General features: G+C 69.9%; 14 protein-coding genes. 5 read left to right on the forward strand and 9 right to left on the reverse strand.

Translation table 11 applies throughout. The features are described from left to right. Window positions 1-239 precede the first annotated feature (239 nt). Both ACWGI6_RS18935 and ACWGI6_RS18940 read left to right on the forward strand, forming a co-directional pair. A complete protein-coding gene (locus tag ACWGI6_RS18935; protein ID WP_453268555.1) occupies window positions 240-1,427 on the forward strand; it encodes a glycosyltransferase in 1,188 nt (395 codons plus the stop codon). 189 nt (window positions 1,428-1,616) lie between these two features. Continuing rightward, complete coding sequence (locus ACWGI6_RS18940; RefSeq protein WP_453268556.1) at window positions 1,617-2,261, forward strand: TetR/AcrR family transcriptional regulator; 645 nt, start codon at window positions 1,617-1,619, stop codon at window positions 2,259-2,261. A gap of 244 nt (window positions 2,262-2,505) precedes the next feature. Here the strand turns inward: ACWGI6_RS18940 and ACWGI6_RS18945 are convergent, their stop codons facing one another. The 6 genes from ACWGI6_RS18945 to ACWGI6_RS18970 all read right to left on the reverse strand — a co-directional run bounded on the left by ACWGI6_RS18945 (window position 2,506) and on the right by ACWGI6_RS18970 (window position 9,226). Further along, window positions 2,506-4,050, reverse strand: a complete 1,545-nt coding sequence (locus ACWGI6_RS18945) for a DUF2079 domain-containing protein (protein ID WP_453268557.1) — start codon at window positions 4,048-4,050, stop codon at window positions 2,506-2,508. Between the two features lie 233 nt (window positions 4,051-4,283). Beyond that, a complete protein-coding gene (locus ACWGI6_RS18950; RefSeq protein WP_453268558.1) occupies window positions 4,284-5,147 on the reverse strand; it encodes an ABC transporter permease in 864 nt (287 codons plus the stop codon). Then, on the reverse strand, window positions 5,107-6,204 hold the full coding sequence (locus ACWGI6_RS18955) for an ABC transporter ATP-binding protein (RefSeq protein ID WP_453268559.1): 1,098 nt from the start codon (window positions 6,202-6,204) through the stop codon (window positions 5,107-5,109). The genes ACWGI6_RS18950 and ACWGI6_RS18955 overlap by 41 nt, the downstream gene beginning before the upstream one ends. Further along, window positions 6,201-6,437: a hypothetical protein gene (locus ACWGI6_RS18960; protein WP_453268560.1), complete on the reverse strand. Its 237-nt coding sequence runs from the start codon at window positions 6,435-6,437 to the stop codon at window positions 6,201-6,203. The genes ACWGI6_RS18955 and ACWGI6_RS18960 overlap by 4 nt, the downstream gene beginning before the upstream one ends. A gap of 129 nt (window positions 6,438-6,566) precedes the next feature. Then, window positions 6,567-8,129 (reverse strand): PTS ascorbate transporter subunit IIC, encoded by a 1,563-nt coding sequence (locus ACWGI6_RS18965; RefSeq protein WP_453268561.1) that lies wholly within the window; start codon window positions 8,127-8,129, stop codon window positions 6,567-6,569. Between the two features lie 266 nt (window positions 8,130-8,395). Then, the gene (locus tag ACWGI6_RS18970) at window positions 8,396-9,226 is read right to left on the reverse strand and encodes a PTS sugar transporter subunit IIA (protein ID WP_453268562.1); all 831 of its coding nucleotides are present in this window, start codon (window positions 9,224-9,226) and stop codon (window positions 8,396-8,398) included. 178 nt (window positions 9,227-9,404) lie between these two features. Here ACWGI6_RS18970 and ACWGI6_RS18975 point away from each other — a divergent pair, with 178 nt between their 5' ends. Together ACWGI6_RS18975 and ACWGI6_RS18980 are read left to right on the forward strand one after the other, a co-directional pair. After that, on the forward strand, window positions 9,405-10,466 hold the full coding sequence (locus ACWGI6_RS18975; RefSeq protein ID WP_453268563.1) for a hypothetical protein: 1,062 nt from the start codon (window positions 9,405-9,407) through the stop codon (window positions 10,464-10,466). Window positions 10,467-10,514: 48 nt separating this feature from the next. Then, window positions 10,515-11,048: a hypothetical protein gene (locus tag ACWGI6_RS18980; protein ID WP_453268564.1), complete on the forward strand. Its 534-nt coding sequence runs from the start codon at window positions 10,515-10,517 to the stop codon at window positions 11,046-11,048. A gap of 68 nt (window positions 11,049-11,116) precedes the next feature. Here the strand turns inward: ACWGI6_RS18980 and ACWGI6_RS18985 are convergent, their stop codons facing one another. The 3 genes from ACWGI6_RS18985 to ACWGI6_RS18995 form a co-directional block, all read right to left on the reverse strand. After that, window positions 11,117-12,334, reverse strand: coding sequence for a PP2C family protein-serine/threonine phosphatase (locus tag ACWGI6_RS18985; protein ID WP_453268565.1), 1,218 nt, complete (start codon window positions 12,332-12,334; stop codon window positions 11,117-11,119). Between the two features lie 212 nt (window positions 12,335-12,546). Then, the gene (gntA, locus tag ACWGI6_RS18990) at window positions 12,547-13,257 is read right to left on the reverse strand and encodes a guanitoxin biosynthesis heme-dependent pre-guanitoxin N-hydroxylase GntA (protein ID WP_453268566.1); all 711 of its coding nucleotides are present in this window, start codon (window positions 13,255-13,257) and stop codon (window positions 12,547-12,549) included. Window positions 13,258-13,699: 442 nt separating this feature from the next. Next, window positions 13,700-14,188 (reverse strand): class I SAM-dependent methyltransferase, encoded by a 489-nt coding sequence (locus tag ACWGI6_RS18995; RefSeq protein WP_453268567.1) that lies wholly within the window; start codon window positions 14,186-14,188, stop codon window positions 13,700-13,702. Between the two features lie 921 nt (window positions 14,189-15,109). On the opposite strand from ACWGI6_RS18995, the gene ACWGI6_RS19000 reads away from it, so the two are divergent. After that, the gene (locus ACWGI6_RS19000) at window positions 15,110-16,429 is read left to right on the forward strand and encodes a histidine kinase (RefSeq protein ID WP_453268568.1); all 1,320 of its coding nucleotides are present in this window, start codon (window positions 15,110-15,112) and stop codon (window positions 16,427-16,429) included. Window positions 16,430-16,516: the final 87 nt, after the last annotated feature.

Below are 16,516 nucleotides of genomic sequence, written 5' to 3' on the forward strand. Positions count from 1 at the left end.
TGAGCGGTCACCACGACCAGGTGCGGTGGGCCGAAGGCCGTTGGGACGTGGGGAAGGCCCATGCCGACCGTGCGCGCGGGCGCGTAAGCACCCGGACTCGAGCGGTGTGGGGCCCTGACGCGGGTGCGAAGGGCGGGTGATAGCTTCTCAACAAGCGTTTATTTTTGAGAAGTCGGCCGTGAAGCCCGGGGCGAGGCCCACACCGTGGCGCCCGCACCGCATCGTGGAGAGCGAGCACCATGCGCATCCTCATCACCGCACAGGCAATCTATTCGCACCTCGCCCCCCTGGTGCTGCCAGTGGCGGAGAGAGCCCAAGAGGCAGGTCATGAGGTGGCCGTCGCCACGGGAGCCGGCGTTGTCCCACACATCGAGAAGCGCGGACTGACCGCGTTGACGCTGCCCCACATGCAGTCGATGGGGGAATCACTTCAGGGCGGTACGCTCCGGCCCCCGCCCGGCATGGAGAAGGTGGGCTCCGTAACCGTCGAGCTGGCGCCGGAATTCTTCGCCGCGGCCTTCGTCGGGCATCTCGCCGCGGCCAGCACCCCCGACCTCCTCGAAGTGGCGAGGAGCTGGCAACCGGACCTGATCCTCCACGAGTCGACCGAGTACGGCGGCTATCTGGCGGCGGAAAGCCTCGGCATCCCACACGGCGCTTTGGACATCGCGCCGATGGCACCCTATGCCCACCCCGTCGTGACGGAGGAGCTCAACCGGCAGCGGGGGAACCTCGGCCTGGCGCCGGTCAGCGACCCCTGGCACCCGTTCCGCGCCTTCCGCGCCGGCGTCGTTCCGGAGGACTTCTACCCCACGGACAGCCGCCTGCCCAACGCCCGCTACTACCAGGTCCCCGCCCAGACGGCACAGGGTGGCCTCGACCCGGACATCGCCCAACTCTCCACGGACCGGCCGCTCGTCCTCGCCACCCTCGGCTCGAACGCTACCCGGCTTCCCGGCGGCGCCCACGCTCTGCTGGGGACCATCATCGAGACGCTCGGAGAGCTGCCCGTCACCGGTGTCGTGGCTCTGGGGGCGGACCGCGACCCGCGGCAGTGGGACGGACCGCGCCCCGGCAACGTCCATCTGACGTCGTTCGTCCAGCAGGAACTGCTGCTCCGGTCCAGCGACCTGTTCATCACGCATGCCGGTTTCAACGGGACCCGGGAGGCGCTGGCAGCCGGAGTTCCCATGGTGGCTGTGCCGTTGTTCGCCGAGCAGTCCCACAACGCCGGCCGGCTCCAGCAGTTGGGCGTCGGCACTCGGATAGACGTCCAGGACGCCACCCGCGATGCGCTGGCCACGGCGGTGCGCAACGTACTGGAGGACCGCTCCTACCGGTCGCGCGCCCAAGGACTCCAGCGCCGGGCCCACGCTCTGCCGGATCTCGACCGGCTGGTGGAGGATGCGGCGGCGCTGGCCGCCTGAGCCGGACGGCTCCGGTCCGCACACCACCGCGGTGACGGTTTCGCCGAACCGTTCCGTCCCGCTCCGGCCGTTGGGACTTCACCGGCCGGAGCGCAGTGGCGGCGCGGGCCGGTCCTTCCCGTGCCACGGTGCCGGCGCCGCCCGGAGGTGCTTGTAGCATCAGGGCCGGCACCGGAAAGGGGACCGACTTTGACCTGCGCCGATGCAGCGACGAATGCGCCCGGACAGGCCGCGCGGCGGAAGTCCGGTTCAGGTGGCCCGGCCGCGGAAGCAGCCCTTCCGGAGCGCAAAGGCGAGCGCACCCGTCGGCGCATCCTGACGGCCGCCCGGCGGAAGTTCGCGGAAGTCGGCTATGAGCGCGCCACCATCCGCGCCATTGCGACCGAAGCCGATGTGGACAAGTCCTCCGTGATCCAGTATTTCGGCAGCAAGCAGGACCTGTTCCGCGAGGCCGTCCACTGGCAGATCCCCCACGACGAACTCACCACCAGCGACCCCGGCCACACGGTGGAGAACCGTCTGCGCGGCATGCTGGACACCTGGGCGGCGGATCCGGACAGCCCCATGGCAGTGCTCCTGCGGACCAGCATGACGAGCGACGAAGCGGCAGAGCTGCTGCGCCGGCATGTCACCGTGGAGGTCACCGACCACATCGCCGCCACCATCGATGCCCCCGACGCGCGACTGCGGGCCGCATTGTTCAGCGCGATCATGATGGGTCTCGCCGCCCAGCGCTATCTGCTGCACATGCCCGACCTGGCCGAGGCGGACGTGGAGGACATCGTGCGGATCGCCACCCCCCTGCTGCGTAGTCTCGTCGCTCCGGACGCGTGAACCCCCCTCCACCGCCCGACCCACCGCCCGGCCCGCGGTGAGGCCCTCGACTCCGCACGTCGACGACGCGCCGCACCCGTCGCCGTCGTCATCGCTCGCACCGAGGCGTACGTGTCATGGCCCCGGAAGGACACAACCGGCTACGGCGCGAGCTGTGCCGCAGTCCGCCCAGCAGGTGGCCCGCCCAGCCCGGTGGTGAACCCACGTTCCGGTCTTGTGGAGGGCGTGGAAGCCGGCTCGGCCGTTACCGCCTGCGCAGCAGGGTGATGCCGTCCTCCTCGGCGACCTGGACGTAGCCGTGGGCGCGGTAGAGGCGCAGCATGCGGTGGGTCTGTGCGACCGGGCAGGGGGTTTTGACGGTCGGGTCGTGACGGTCCGAGACCACCCAGCGTGGCGGGTCGGCCGGGAGGGCGGTCGGTGCGGCGGGGTCGGGGCCGGTGCCGAAGCAGACCAGGCTGACGGTGGCGCGTCCGGTCAGCATCGGTGCCAGCCGGTTCGAGGAGGCGACGGTGTCCCCGTCGGGTATGCGCGTCAACAGTCGTTCCGCCGTGCGGACATGGGCCGGGGTCTGCCAGGCCGAGGGGAGAACCAGGTCGTGGAGCGGATAGACCGCGGCCGTGACGGCGGTGAAGGCGGCGGAGAAGGCAAGGACCTTACGGCGTCTGTGGGGCGGCACGATATCCGGTCGTCGATGGAGCACATCGATGAGACCGGCGAATACGAGTGGCATCAGGATCGCGTTGTAATGGAAATTCGGCTGCCAGTAGTGCTCGTTGCCGGCCAGCAGCCGCCACGCGAGGGTGGGTATGCACAGCAGCGTCAGAGGGGAACGCAGGCCGAAGAATGCGGTGGGTGCGGCGAGCATGAACAGCAGCAGCCATTTCATCGGCGGCCAGAGCAGATGCAATCCGACGGACGCGAGGCCGGCGAGGCTGCCGGACGAGGATGTCTCACCGGGCATCTGATGCCAGTAGTCGAAGCCGCCGCGGGGATTCATGGCGGGCAGCAGAACGAGAATCTCCACGGCCGTGCCCACCACGCCGAGGCATGCGACGGCCACGCCCAGCAGGAAGGGGAAGCGTCGCCGCGCCATGGGGTGGTGACGCCGCTCGCGCAGTCCCTGCCATGCGATATAGCCGCCTATCGCGGCGAGCGTGAGCCCGAGGTCCTCTTTCACCAAGAGCAGCGGGAGGGCCCAGGCTGCGGCCGCCCACCAGCGCCGCTGTCCGAGCGCGGTGACGCTGAAGGCGAGAAGCGGGACCGCACAGCAGATTTCGTGGAAGTCCTTGGTGACCCCCGCCACGAGGCCCCACGAGGCGCCCAGCCCGCAGCCCACCACCAGACCGGTGACCGGTCCGACAGCACGGTGTGCCCAGCGGGTGAGCGGAAAACAGGCCAGTGCCATCAGGGCGGACTGCACCACGAGCAGCGTGACGGCACCGGGGAAGAGCCGGTAGAGGGGGGCGAAGAGCGCCAGGATGGGGTGGAAGTGGTCTCCGAGGAGATTGAAACCCGGGCCCTTGAGTTCCACGACCGGAGCCTGCCCGTGCGCATAGGCACGTATCGCCTGCTCGAATATCCCCAGGTCGTAACCGGCATTGAGCATGCGGTCGTTCCGGAGAAGCGATACCAGGGTGTACAGCACAAAAAATACCGCGGTGACGGTCCAGCCCATGGCCCGTGGGCCGGGCAGGCGTTTTCCGAACGCGGCACCGAAATCGGCGACTTGGCGGTCCGAGGGTATTCGGGTGAACCACGTTCCCCTGATCCGCTCCGCCGTTTCCACCATCGCACCCACCGTCATCGACTCTGCACAAGGAACACGATGTACTGCCCCGGTCAGGAGACGGAAAGCGAGATCGGGCCGGCAGGCCTGCCGGCGGCAGGGAATTCGCTCCCGTCCCTGTCTGTCCGGGTGGCGGTACGACCGCAGGAACGCATCCCGCGTGAGTGTAACGCCGGCTCTGCAGGGCGAGTTCGAGGAGAAGCGGGGAGCGCGACGGCGGGCGAGGTGACGTGGTGTCAGCGGGCCAGGCGGCCCAGGAGTGAGGAGGCCGCGGCGATGCCCAGTACGGCGGCCCCCACCAGGACGGCGTAGTCCAGGAGCAGATGGGCGTGGGTGCCCAGGAGGAGTCCGCGGAGGGCATCGACCTGGTAGCTCAGGGGGTTGATCCGGCTGACCGTCTGGAGCCAGCCGGGCATGATCTCCACCGGGTAGAGGGCGTTGGAGGCGAAGAAGAGCGGCATGGTGATGGCCTGGCCGATACCCATCAGGCGGTCGCGGGTGAGCACGATCCCGGCGATCGTCATGGACAGACAGGAGAAGAAGGCCGAGCCGAGGATCACGGCGACGCCGACCGCGAGGAGCCGCAGGGGGTTCCAGGTCATGGCCACGCCGAGCAGTGCGGCGATGACGATCACCACGACGGCCTGGATCAGCGCCTTCACCCCGGCGGCGAAGGCCTTTCCGGCGATCAGGGCGGAGCGCGGGGTCGGCGTGACCAGCAGCTTGGTCAGGATGCCGGCATCCCGCTCCCAGATGATCATGATGCCGTAGAAGATCGCGATGAACATGGCCGACTGGGCGATGATGCCGGGCGCCAGATAGTCGATGTACGGGGTGCCGCCGGTCGGGATGGCCTTGATGCGGGTGAAGGTCTCGCCGAAGATCAGCAGCCACAGGGCGGGCTGGACGGCCCGGGTGTACAGCTCGGTCCGGTCGTGGCGCAGCTTTTGCAGTTCGACCACGCACATCGCGACGACTCTGGCGGGCAGCACCCGCCAGCCGGTACGGGCGCGGGGCGGGACCAGCAGCAGGTCCAGTCGGCCGGGGCCGGCGGCCGGGTCAGCCGACTCGGTTTGCGGTGCGGCGGGTGCTTCGGACATCGCGGAAGTCTCCTGACTGCTCGTCGAGGCCGCTGCCGGCGACGTCCCGGAAGACGTCCTCCAGCGTCGGCACGGCATCGGACGAGTGCGATGGGGCCGACGAGGTGGAGGAGAGGGACGTGGCCGACGAGGAGGCGGTGGCCGGTGCGGCGGTGGGGGTGGCAGAGGGGTTCGGTGGCGTCTGGGTGGGCGAGGCCGCGGCCGCGCGGCGGCGGGCGCGCAGGGCGGACCGGAGCTCGTCGGGCGTACCGAGGGCGCGGATCCGGCCTCGGTGCATCAGGGCGACGCGGTCGCAGTACTGGTCGGCCTCGTCCATGTAGTGCGTGGTCACCAGGACGGTCATGCCGGTGGCGGCCCGTACGGCGTTGATGTGCTGCCAGACGCTGGTGCGGGCGATCGGGTCGAGGCCGATCGTCGGCTCGTCGAGCATCAGCAGACGGGGCGCGCTGACCAGTGCCTGGGCGAGTTCGAGGCGGCGGATCATGCCGCCGGAGTACGTCTTGGCAAGCCGGCCGGCCGCATCGGTGAGGCCGACCGCCTCCAGTGCCTGGGAGACGCGTGCGGCGCGCTCACGGCGGGGGACGTCGAAGACCCTGGCGAACAGCGCGACGTTCTCGCGGCCGGTCAGCCCGGCGTCCGCGGACAGCTGCTGCGGTACGTACCCCAGCAGCCGGCGCACCGCCATCCGCTCCTTCGCCGCGTCGTGCCCGAATACCCGCACCATGCCGGCCGGGACGGGGAGGAGGGTGGTGATACAGCGGATCGCGGTGGTCTTGCCCGCGCCGTTGGGGCCGAGCAGGCCGAAGACCTCGCCGGGGCGGACGGAGAGGTCGACGCCGTCCACGGCCTTGGTCTCACCGAAGGCGTAGTGCAGGGCGCGGCAGGTCACGGCGTCGGGGGCGGGCACGTCCGGGCCGGTGACGGTCGCGTCCGCGCCAGGAGCAGTCACGTCCAGGCCAGGAACGTCCGGTTTCGGGGCCTCCGGGGTGAGCGGCGCGCCGGCCGGCCCGACGGGGCCGGACATCTGCCCCTGCCTTCCCTCGTCGTCGCAGGTCATGTGCGCTCCGCCTCCTCGTTGGCCGGGGTGGAGACCGATTCGCCCACGAGACGGAGCTCCCGCGCCGCGGCCGGGGCCCGTGTCCCGGGCCGGGCCGTGACCCACCGGAGGGGTTCCGCCTCGGCACCGCGCAGCCCGGGGGCGGTCGGACCGGCCCGCAGCCGGCGGCGGATCAGCCGCTGGACATCTGCCGGCACCTCGGCCGGCGAGTCGGGGATCTCCCCTGCAGCCATGCTCCGGATTTTAGCTCTGTGGGAGAGGCAGCGGCCGGGACGCGCGCGGGACAGGCTTCGAACGGCCCAGCCGTGAGCTGGGCCGTTCCGTGCCGTACGAACGGGGAGCTTGCGCCGTGACGGACCGGCTCAGCTCGCTTCCGGCGGCGGTGGCGGGGTCGGCGCCCCGGCCGGCGGCGCGATCCTCGCATGGACCCGGACCGGCGCCGCGGCCGTGCCGGAGGCCGCGGGTGCGGTCCGCGGCAGGAAGGCATCGCGGCGGGCGCCCGGGTCCCAGCCGGTCTCCACGACACGCTTCTGGAAGAGGATCGCCGCGCCCAGGAGTACGGCGCCGAGGGCCAGCATCACGAGGATGCCGCCGGTGGCACCCGCCTTGGCGGCATTGCCGAGCAGGGTGCCGAACCAGCCGAAGTCGGCATCTCCGAACGTGGTGTTCTCCTTGCCGAACGCACCGAGCACCTTGAGCAGCAGTGCGGGCAGGAACGTGATCAGCACACCGTTGAGGAAGGCGCCGACGACCGCACCGCGCCGGCCGCCGGTGGCATTGCCGTAGACACCGGCGGCACCCCCCGTGAAGAAGTGCGGTACGAGCCCGGGAAGGACCAGCGCGAGGCCGAGCGCCGGATGGCCCACCCAGGTGAGCAGGGCGAGGCTGACCAGACCGCCGCCGAAACTGGCGAGAAAGCCGATGAGCACCGCGTTCTGCGCGTACGGGAAGACGATCGGGGCGTCGAGGGACGGCACCGCGCCGGGTACGAGCTTGCCGGCGATGCCCTGGAACGCCGGGACCAGTTCGCCCAGGATCGTCCGGACGCCGAAGAGGATCACCGCGACCGCGATCCCGAACTGCAGGCCCTGCATGACGGACTGCATGACGTAGTTGCCGAGATCGCCGGCCGCGCTGCCACCGCCGGCCGCGAACGCCTTGAACGCCGTTGCCCGGCCGGCCCGGGCCAGATAGACCAGCGACATGATGACGTAGATCAGCACCATGGACAGCGCCGTGGCGACCATCGAGTCCCGCAGAAAGCGCAGGCCCTCGGGCAGTTTCATGTCCTCCGTGCTGCGGCTGCGCTTGCCGACGAGCTGTCCGGTGGCGCCCGCGACGATATAGCCGGCGGTGCCGAAGTGGCCGATGGCAATGCTGTTGTTACCGGTGATGCGCTTGGTCCAGGGGTGGGCAAAGGCCGGCATCGCGACCAGAAGAATGCCCAGCAGCAGTCCGCCGACGACCACCACGCTCACCGAGGACCGGCCGGAGGTCGCCAGGACCATGGTCAGCAAAGTGGCCATGAACAGCATGTGATGGCCGGTCAGAAACACGTACCGCAGGGGTGTGAAGCGGGCCAGCATCAGGGCGACCGCAAAGCCGAGGATCATCAGCCAGGCGACGCGGGCGCCGAACTGTGCCTGGGCGATGCCGACGATCGCCTCGTTGGTGGGGATCACGCCATGTGCCCCGGTCGCGCCCTGGATCATGCCGCCCAGCGGGCCGAGTGAGCTGACCACCAGCCCTGCCCCGGCGCCGATCAGCAGAAAGCCGAGCGTCGCCTTGATGGCACCGCCGACCACTTGACCTGCGGTCTTCTTCAGTGCGATCAGGCCGGCCGCGGTGATCAGGCCGATCAGATACGCGGGTTGGCTGAGGATCTCGTTCACGAGAAACGTGGCGAGGGATATGAGCCAGTCCATGGTGGCTGTCCGTCCTCCCGGCTTCTGTCGATGGGGCGTCGTGTGTCAGGCGAGTTGGGTGAGGCGTTGCATGTCAGGCGTGGCTCATCAGGCGTGGCGAGTCGTGCGCCGTGGTTCCGGCGTCGTAGCTCAGGTGCGGTATCGCGCGCGGTGCGTCCCGGGTGTCGCGCCCCGGGCTTCGTGTCCAGGACGGCATGGGCCGGACGTCGTATCTCCGGCGCCGTCGGTCGGCCGCCGCGCTCGGACGCCGCACTCAGCCGCCGTACTCACACGTCATAGGTGTCGCGCAGGGTGCGGTCGACCTCGGGGCCGCTGGTGAAGTCCTCGATGACCTGTACCGGTACGCCGACATCTCCCAGCGTCCTGGCGATCTCCCGGGAGGTGAGGATCGCGACGGCCTCGGACGCCTTCCCCTTGGCCGAGATGGTGTCGGTCGCCTCCACCGTCACATGGCGGGACCAGCCCCAGCGGTCGAGCACCTGCTCCAGCGTGTTCTTCAGGAACAGACTGGTGCCCACGCCATTGCCGCACACGGTAAGGATCTTGTGTACCGCCTGGGCGCCGCCGGCCCGCTCGCCGCCGGCCCGCTCGTCTCCGGCCTGCTCATCTACGGCCTCCTCGCTCTGCGCCCGTTCCTCGCCCGCCCCCTCCGGCCCGGCGAGCACCGCAAGCAGCGCGTCCGGATCGGCCGCGTCCTGCAGGGCCTGTGCCGTCTCCGGGTCGGCCAGCAGCTGGGCGAGCGCGGCCATCGCCGCCGTATGCGCCTCGGAGTCCTCGGCGGCAAGTCCCACGACCAGCTGCACCGGGTCATTCGACTCGTGGCCGAACTCCACCGGTTGTGCCAGGCGGACCCACGACATCCCGGTCCGGAGCACGGCGGGCGAGGGCCGGGCATGGGCGAAGGCGAAGCCGGGCGCGATGACGAGGTACGGCCCGTTCTCCTCGACATTGCGGATCATCTCCGCGGTGTAGGTGTCCGTGGTGGCACCCGTCTCCACCAGCAGTCCGCCCGTCGTACGTATCGCGTCCTGCCAGTCCGCCACCCGGACGTCGAGGCGTACGGCCGCCTTGGGGAGAAGATCATTCAGCGCTGCCATGGCAGGGGACTCTACATACGCGCAGGTGACCGCGCACCTATGCGGAAGCAGGAATTCCGATGGATTTCCGCGGAACTGCCACCCCGGCCAACGGCCTTGACAGTCCCTTGTGGGCGGAGAAGCCTGGTTCTTTCGGCAGTTGCCGGATGTGGGGGATACCGGGGGAATCGGGGGACTCATGGTGAGGTACACCTCTGCGCACAGGACGTACGAGAGAGCGGCGGACGCGGACGGAACACCGCCGGACGACAGCATCCACACCGCCACCCACCCGGCGCGGCCGGCTCGACGGCCGCGGGGCAGGAGCCGGGCCGCCGCCCTCGGTGCAGTTCTCGCCCTCTCGCTGCCGCTGGCGGCCTGTTCCTCGGACGGGGAGCACAGCGACCCGGTGGGCGGCTCCGGCAGTTCGGCGGCCGCTTCGGCGTCGTCCCCCAGCCCGACACCGACCGTCGACCCGGCCGCCTACCGCCACGCGCTGACCGACGCCCTCGGACCGCTCAACGGCGCACTGCGCGCGGTCGACAGCGCACACGACGGCGGACCGCTGAACAGGGCACTGGACACGGCAGCGGCCAAGGCCGATACGGCCGCCAATGCCCTGCAATCGGCCGCCACACCGGACGACGCCCTCGCCGGGAACAGTCAACTCGCCGCCGCACTCCGTGCGTTGGGGCAGGACCTGAAGAGCGCCCGTGGCAGCGGCGGCCGCTGCGCCACCTCCCCCCGCGTCGAACTCGGTACGGCCCGGAGCCCGCAGAGCATCAAGGAGGCCGGCCGGGCACTCACCGCCCTCGGCTACGACGCCACGCTGCGCCTGCCGCGTACGGAGCAGGCCAAGCACCGACGGCTCGCGAACGGTGCCTTCGTCCGCGACGGCAGCCGGGGCGGTCTGGGGCGGCTGACCGTCCGGAACGGCACCGGCACCGATGCGGTGGTGACGCTGACGCGCGGGTCGCGGACGGCGTTCTCCGTCTATGTGCGCAAGGGCTCCGATGCGACCGTCCGTAGCGTCAACAGCGGCTCGTACACGGTGTACTTCACCACCGGCGAGGACTGGAACGGCTCGAAGAGCTCCTTCACCCGCGAATGCAGCTTCGAGAAGTTCGACGACCGGGCGAGCTTCCGGACCGTGCGGGTGGCGGGCGGAACGCAGTACACGGTGCTGACGTTCACCCTGAACAAGGTGATCGGCGGAAATGCGAGCACGAGCACGGTGCCGCCGGGCGAGTTCCCGTCGTAGCGGCGGCCGGGGAGGGGTGCGCCGAAGCGGCTCGGTAGGGTGCGCCGTGTGGGCGACAGCACGTGGTGGACCCTGGCGATCGCGGCGGTGACCGGCGGCACGGCGGTGCTCGCCAGTTGGGTCACCAGCCGTGGCAACACCCAGGCCGCCAGGATTCAGTCCGAGATCGCCGCACGCTCACAGCGCGCCGAGCGGCTGCGGGAGAGCCGGCGCACCGCCTACCTGGATCTGATCGAACAGACCCATCGGATGGGCGAGTTGCTCTGGGAGATCTCCGCGACGCTCCGCGAGCCCGCCTCCGAGGCCCGTACCGCCGCGCTGGGCGCGCAACAGGACCGTGAGGTCGCCGAGTACGCGAAGATCCGCCGCTGTGCGCGCGTCGTCGAACTGGAGGGCCCGCCCTCGGCCGCCGCCGCGGCGCTCGCCCTCCAGAAGGCGACCGGACCCTTCTACGCGGCCCTCACGGCCGGCCCGTCCGGCGACACCGATCGCCGTGACGCCTTCGATGCCGCCTACCGCCCCTTCTGGGCGGCGCTGGAGAACTTCGTGGACGCGGCGCGCGAGGCCCACCAGACCGACTGAACCGAACGAGCGGGTCTCCAGGACGACGCTGTGCGGCAAGGGCCTCGCACACCGGTCACCGTCACCGCCTACGGCTCGCCGTCGTCGTACGGCGCGAGCGCGAGGAGAGCGACGTCGTCATGGAAGACACGGGTGTGGCGGGGCAGGTCGGTGTTGAGGAAGTTGATGACGTCGTCGGGGCCCGGGGCAGGACCGACGGTGAAGCGGTGGCGGAGGCGGTCGAGGAGGGGGTAGAAGGCGCCGGTGTGGTCGCGGGCCTCGATGAGGCCGTCGGTACAGAGGAGCAGGACGTCGCCCGGGTGGAAGCCGTGGGTGTAGGCGACGGGGTCGTCGTCGGCCAGGGCGTCGGCCAGAGCGCCCAGGCCGAGCGGGAGGGCGGGCGGACCGGTGAGAGCTGTCACCTCGCCGCGGGAGATCAGGACCGGCTCGATATGCCCCTGGTTGACGATCGTGATGCGGTGGGCCGCGGCGTCGTATTCGACCAGGACGGCGGTGACGAACAGCTCATCGTCGGGGAGCGCTTCGGCCTCGCGGACCAGGCGCCGTTCCATACGGGCGGCGACGGCCGGCAGGCCCCCGGGGCCGTAGACGGCCTCGCGGAAGCTGCCGAGGATATCGGCGACCGTACGGACGGCCTGGAGCCCCTTGCCACGGACGTCGCCGATGATGGCGCGCTCACCGGCCCCGGTGGCGCGGATGTCGTAGAGGTCGCCGCCGACCATGGTGCCGACCTCGCCGGACCGGTAGAGACCGGCCGCGAGTACCTGTCCGACCCGGTGCGGCACCGGTCGCAGCAGGGTCCGCATCAGGGCCTCGGCCACCGAGTTGGCCCGCACCAGATGCTGTTCCTGGCGTCGGCGGTGGGCCGCCAGCGCCACGCCGAGGATGCCGACGAGGCCGGTGGCGATATAGGCGGCGACGTGGTGGTTCTCCCACAGCTGATGGAGGTTGTGGCCGGTGCAGCAGGGGGTGCCGGCCACCACCCCTTCCAGCGCGATCGCCACGACCGTGAACGCCGCGACGCTGACCGGGCCGAGGGCGTACGCGGCGATCACCGGCAGGGCGATGAGCAGGAAGCTCACCGCCCAGGGCGTGGGGGTGACGGTCTCCAGCAGCATGACGAACGCGACATAGGCGGCCGGCAGCCAGCGCATCCACACGGGAGGACGGGGCACCGCGAGGCCACTGTTGTCGACGATCTCCGTGAACCCTCCGGCCCCGCGGTCGCGGCCCGGCCGGCGGCCCCGACCGATCCGCTGAAAGATCCGCTCACCCCACCTGTCCACACGGGCTCCTGACGCGACCGTGATCAAGAAAGCACAGCCTGACGCGGCCAGACAGACCGACCCGGCCATTAGGCCGTCGGCGGCATGTCACCTCCGTGTCAGGCCGGTGGCGGGCCTTGCGGTTCCCGGGGCTTGCCGGTCACCGGGCTTGCGGGGTAGCCGGGGGCTTCCGGCCTCGGGTGGCTCACCTGCGTCGGCCGGACAGGGGCCGCTCACCGCTTGTGCTGGAGGAGTCCCTCGGTGAAGTCCTCGGCAGCCGGTTCGTGCCGCGATGTGTAAGGGCACTTCCAGTTCTCTTCGGTGAACCGGCCCGAGAAGTGCCGGGCGGGCTGCTCGTACTCGTACTCGGTGAAACTCGGATTGACGGAGCCGTTGTTCTTGGCTTCCCGCCTGCGGATTGCGCCCTGCATCGAGTAGAAATGCTCGCCGAGGAGCATGAACTGTGCGAGGGAGTTGAAGGCGATTGCCGACGCCGTGAAGCGACGGCTCGCCCGGGACGCGCCGGGATGCATGCCCACGATGAAGAAGGCGTGCCCGCCCGCGTGGAATCCGAAATTGGGCCGGTCGGGGTCGGAGGACGCACCCGTGTCCAGACCGAAGGTCCGGCTGTCGAGGTCGTGCATGAGCTGCAGATGCCGCCAGAGGATTTCCTCGTAGGCGCTTTCGTCCACCGTTCCGGGCTCGTCGAACGTCGCGACAAAGGTACGGAAGCTCTGGTCGGACAGCAGCGGACGGACTGCGTCGACATAGTCCACGAGGTCGCGGTGGTTTTCCTCCGCCGACGCCTCGTCGCCCATTCTTCGATAGTGCCGATGCGTGATGGTGTGGCGTTTCAGGGCGGCGCGTGCGCCCAGGCAGCTGAACTCCCGGGTCTGGATGAATCGTTCCAGTTCGGTGCGCAGGGCGGTGCCGTGTTCATTCATCGGGAAACCTTGGCTTGATGCGGAGGCTGGCCCCACGACAGTGCGGGGTGCCGGACCGGTCGGCAAGCCATAAACAGGACGAAGAGGGAAAACGTATGGTCTCAGGTGAAGTGTCACCCCGCGTCTGGGCCGAAGCGGTGGCGGCCGAAGCCGCCACCGCAAACACCACAGCCACCGCGTGAGGAGTGGTACGCCGGGACGGGGGCGTGGACCGGCCCTGTGCCGAGCGGGCTAGGGAAGCGTGAAGAAGATCATCGGGTTGTGGTCGCCGTCCCGTACCGGCTCGCCCAGCCCCAAGTCCCGCTTGACCAGGGCAAGTTGCTCGGTCACCTGCGGAGCCTTCGCCGTGGATGGCGTGAAGAACTCAATGTTCTGCTCGGCCAGCCACTTCACGATGACCGACCCTTCGCTGAACGGCTTGGGTCGCCGGCCGTGGAAGATGTCATGGACGCTCGTGGGCGTCCGCGGGGGGGGCGGCGGGGAAGAGGTTCTCGATGTACCAGTGGGCAAAGCGCGCCCCGTGGTCCGCGTCGATGAAGAGATAGTCCGTCTCGGCGGGGATCTTCTCCGGGTGCTGCTGGATGTCCCCCTTGGTGAACGTCCAGCGCTCCGCGGAGAGTTCGCGCGGGACATTGCGTACCACGTTGTCGACGATGTCGAACGAGTGGAGATGACCGATCCCGTTGTCACGGAGGGCGTTCAGGATCCACATCGTGGACCAGCCGTAGAAGGTCCCGACCTCCACCACGACTTCGGGGCGCAGATCACGGAGGAGCAGATATGTCATCTCCGCCTCGTAGTCGTCGAGCTGCGCCTTCATCGACTTGCCCCGGTCCTGGAGGAACTTCCGCTGGGCGTCACGTACCACCCGCAGGTCATCCTGGTACTTCCCGTACAGACTGCTGATGTACTCGACGGTTATGGATTCCACTTTTCCTCCACCGCGATATTGCGCATTGATGAGAACGGACACTGGTTCAGGGGGATGACACGGACGAGGGGACGCGAATCGTCATGCCGCCTTTCGCCAGAGGAACCGGGACATGCGCTCCGGACGCCGAAAGACCGCGGACCGCACTCTCGGCGGATGGAGACCGAGGAACTATGGCTGGGGGCACGGAGACCCACTGCCGTGATCAGCCGGTGGCCGATGCCGGCCCCGGGTCTTGGGAGACATACGGCTGAGGACGTGGCCACAGACGACGGAGCCGTAGCCGTAGCCGTAGGAATGACACAGCAAGGTCTTCCGCGGGGGTTCCGGCCTGCGCGGTGAGGGGCCGTGGGGGGCCAGGCGCGCCGGCGGCCGACCGGGTCCCCGCGGCGATCATCCGCACGAGGGCCGCAGAGTCGGCCACCGTCAGGCCGCCCCTCCACCGCCTCGCAGCGCGCATAGCCGCCGTTCCCCCGCTCCTTGCCCGATCTAGATCGACCCTAGATTTCGCAGCCGGAAACGACATCACGCTCAAGGGCCATTCCGCGCGTAGCACTCAGGTATGACGGGGCCCCCGTGGACAGCTCCGGAGTACCAGCCCCGGACGGCCTGACGTCGTACGGCCGGTGCGCCGAGCTGACCTCGGCCAACACCCCTGCCCGTGCGGTGAGTTCGCCCTATGCACCGAGCGCGTCGCCGATGCGGCACGGAATCAGTGCCGCCCTGTCGTCGGGTAGCACGTGCGGCACGCCCCTTGGCGGACCGATGCCGTCACCCCGGGGGAATGCGCATCTGCATATCGTCGGCCGAAGCGGAAGCGCGGTCGCCACGAAGCACGGGAGCCGGAGGAGGCGGCCGGTGCAGCCGCCTCCCGCCTTCGACAGGCGCCTGCGCCCCGCTGCGCCTCCGTACGATGGCCGCGTGACTCCGGATTACCTCACCGCCTCGAAGCGACCGGGGCGGCGCCCCTTCAGCGCGCGAAATCTCGTGGCCGCGTCAAGGGCCCTGGGCCGCGACCTCTCCGTTCTCCATGGCGATGCGACGGCCCCTTTGCCACGCCCCAAGAACCGCGTACTGCGCTGTCTGCCGCCTGTCCTCGCCACACTCGTCGCGGCGGATCTGGCCGTCGCGGGCACTCTTATCACCGACGGGCAACCCGGGCTGCTGCGGGCGCTCGCGGCGCTCACCGCCTGGGCGCAGGCTCCGGCTCTGGTGTTGGCCCTCTACCGGCCGGTGGCCGCCTGGTGGCTGTCGCTGGCGGCGTCCCTGCCGTACGCGATCGGCGGGGCCCTCATGAGCGGGGCGCTGGAGATCGACGAGCCGTGGCCCTGGACGGCGCCAGGGCTGATGGGGCACCTCATCCTCACCCTGACCGTCGCGTGCCGGCTCAAGCCACGGGTGTACTTCGCGCAGTGGGCGATCACGATGCTCGTGGGCGCGACGCTGACCGTCCTCCTGTCGCCCGCGGCCGAGATCAACGGCCTCTTGCCCTGGGGGCTGCTCTCGGCGTTCGGGCTGGCGGTCATCGCGGCCGTCCGCGGACGGCTGGAAGGCCGACGGGAGTTGCGTAAGCAGGAGGCGCTGACCGAGTTCGAACGCTCCCGACGGGCACTGCTGGAGGAGCGCACCCGCATCGCCCGGGAGTTGCATGACGTCGTGGCCCATCACATGTCCGTCGTCGCCGTGCAGGCGGAAGCCGCGCCTTACCGGGTGGCCGAACCTCCGCAAGAACTCAGTGACAGTTTCACCAGCATCCGGGAGAACGCGCTGGCGGCCCTGACCGAACTGCGGCACATCCTGGGCATGCTGCGGTCGGAGGAAGACGTTCCGGACAACCGCTACACGCCCCAGCCCACCCTCGAAAACATCGATGAGCTGGTGGCCAATATCCGTTCGGCGGGCCTGCGGATCGAATGGTCGGTCACCGGTACCCCCCGGCCCGTGCCCCAGCGCGTCGAACTGTCGGCCTTCCGGATCGTGCAGGAGGCCCTGAGCAATGCCTTGCGGCATTCTCCCGGCTGCCGGGTCGAATTGGAGATATCCCACGGTCGGTCCACTGTCGGCATACGCGTCGCCAACAGCCCGGCGGCCACTGAGGTGAAGCGTCAGCCGAGCACCGGCCACGGGGTGCTGGGCATGCGGGAACGGGCGTCCTCACTCGGCGGCAGTGTGCAGATCGGGCCGCGAGAAGACGGCTGGTACGAGGTGATGGCCTCGCTCCCCACAGACACACGGGACTGACCGGCTTCCAGGCGTGCGCCGGTAAGCAGTTCCGCCTGGGCAGGCGGTCAGCCCGCGAGGAGAGAGTCGCCTTTCAGGCCCGCGCCC

This window comes from Streptomyces sp. NPDC054786 (genome assembly GCF_053611685.1).

Bases quoted from the DNA above. Each gene is read 5' to 3' on its own strand.
- ACWGI6_RS18935 (WP_453268555.1), top strand. From the start codon at position 240: ATGCGCATCCTCATCACCGCACAGGCAATCTATTCGCACCTCGCCCCC.
- ACWGI6_RS18965 (WP_453268561.1), bottom strand. From the start codon at position 8,129: ATGGACTGGCTCATATCCCTCGCCACGTTTCTCGTGAACGAGATCCTC.
- ACWGI6_RS18960 (WP_453268560.1), bottom strand. From the start codon at position 6,437: ATGGCTGCAGGGGAGATCCCCGACTCGCCGGCCGAGGTGCCGGCAGAT.
- ACWGI6_RS18950 (WP_453268558.1), bottom strand. From the start codon at position 5,147: ATGTCCGAAGCACCCGCCGCACCGCAAACCGAGTCGGCTGACCCGGCC.
- ACWGI6_RS18975 (WP_453268563.1), top strand. From the start codon at position 9,405: ATGGTGAGGTACACCTCTGCGCACAGGACGTACGAGAGAGCGGCGGAC.
- ACWGI6_RS18955 (WP_453268559.1), bottom strand. From the start codon at position 6,204: ATGACCTGCGACGACGAGGGAAGGCAGGGGCAGATGTCCGGCCCCGTC.
- ACWGI6_RS18970 (WP_453268562.1), bottom strand. From the start codon at position 9,226: ATGGCAGCGCTGAATGATCTTCTCCCCAAGGCGGCCGTACGCCTCGAC.
- gntA (WP_453268566.1), bottom strand. From the start codon at position 13,257: ATGAATGAACACGGCACCGCCCTGCGCACCGAACTGGAACGATTCATC.
- ACWGI6_RS18945 (WP_453268557.1), bottom strand. From the start codon at position 4,050: ATGGTGGAAACGGCGGAGCGGATCAGGGGAACGTGGTTCACCCGAATA.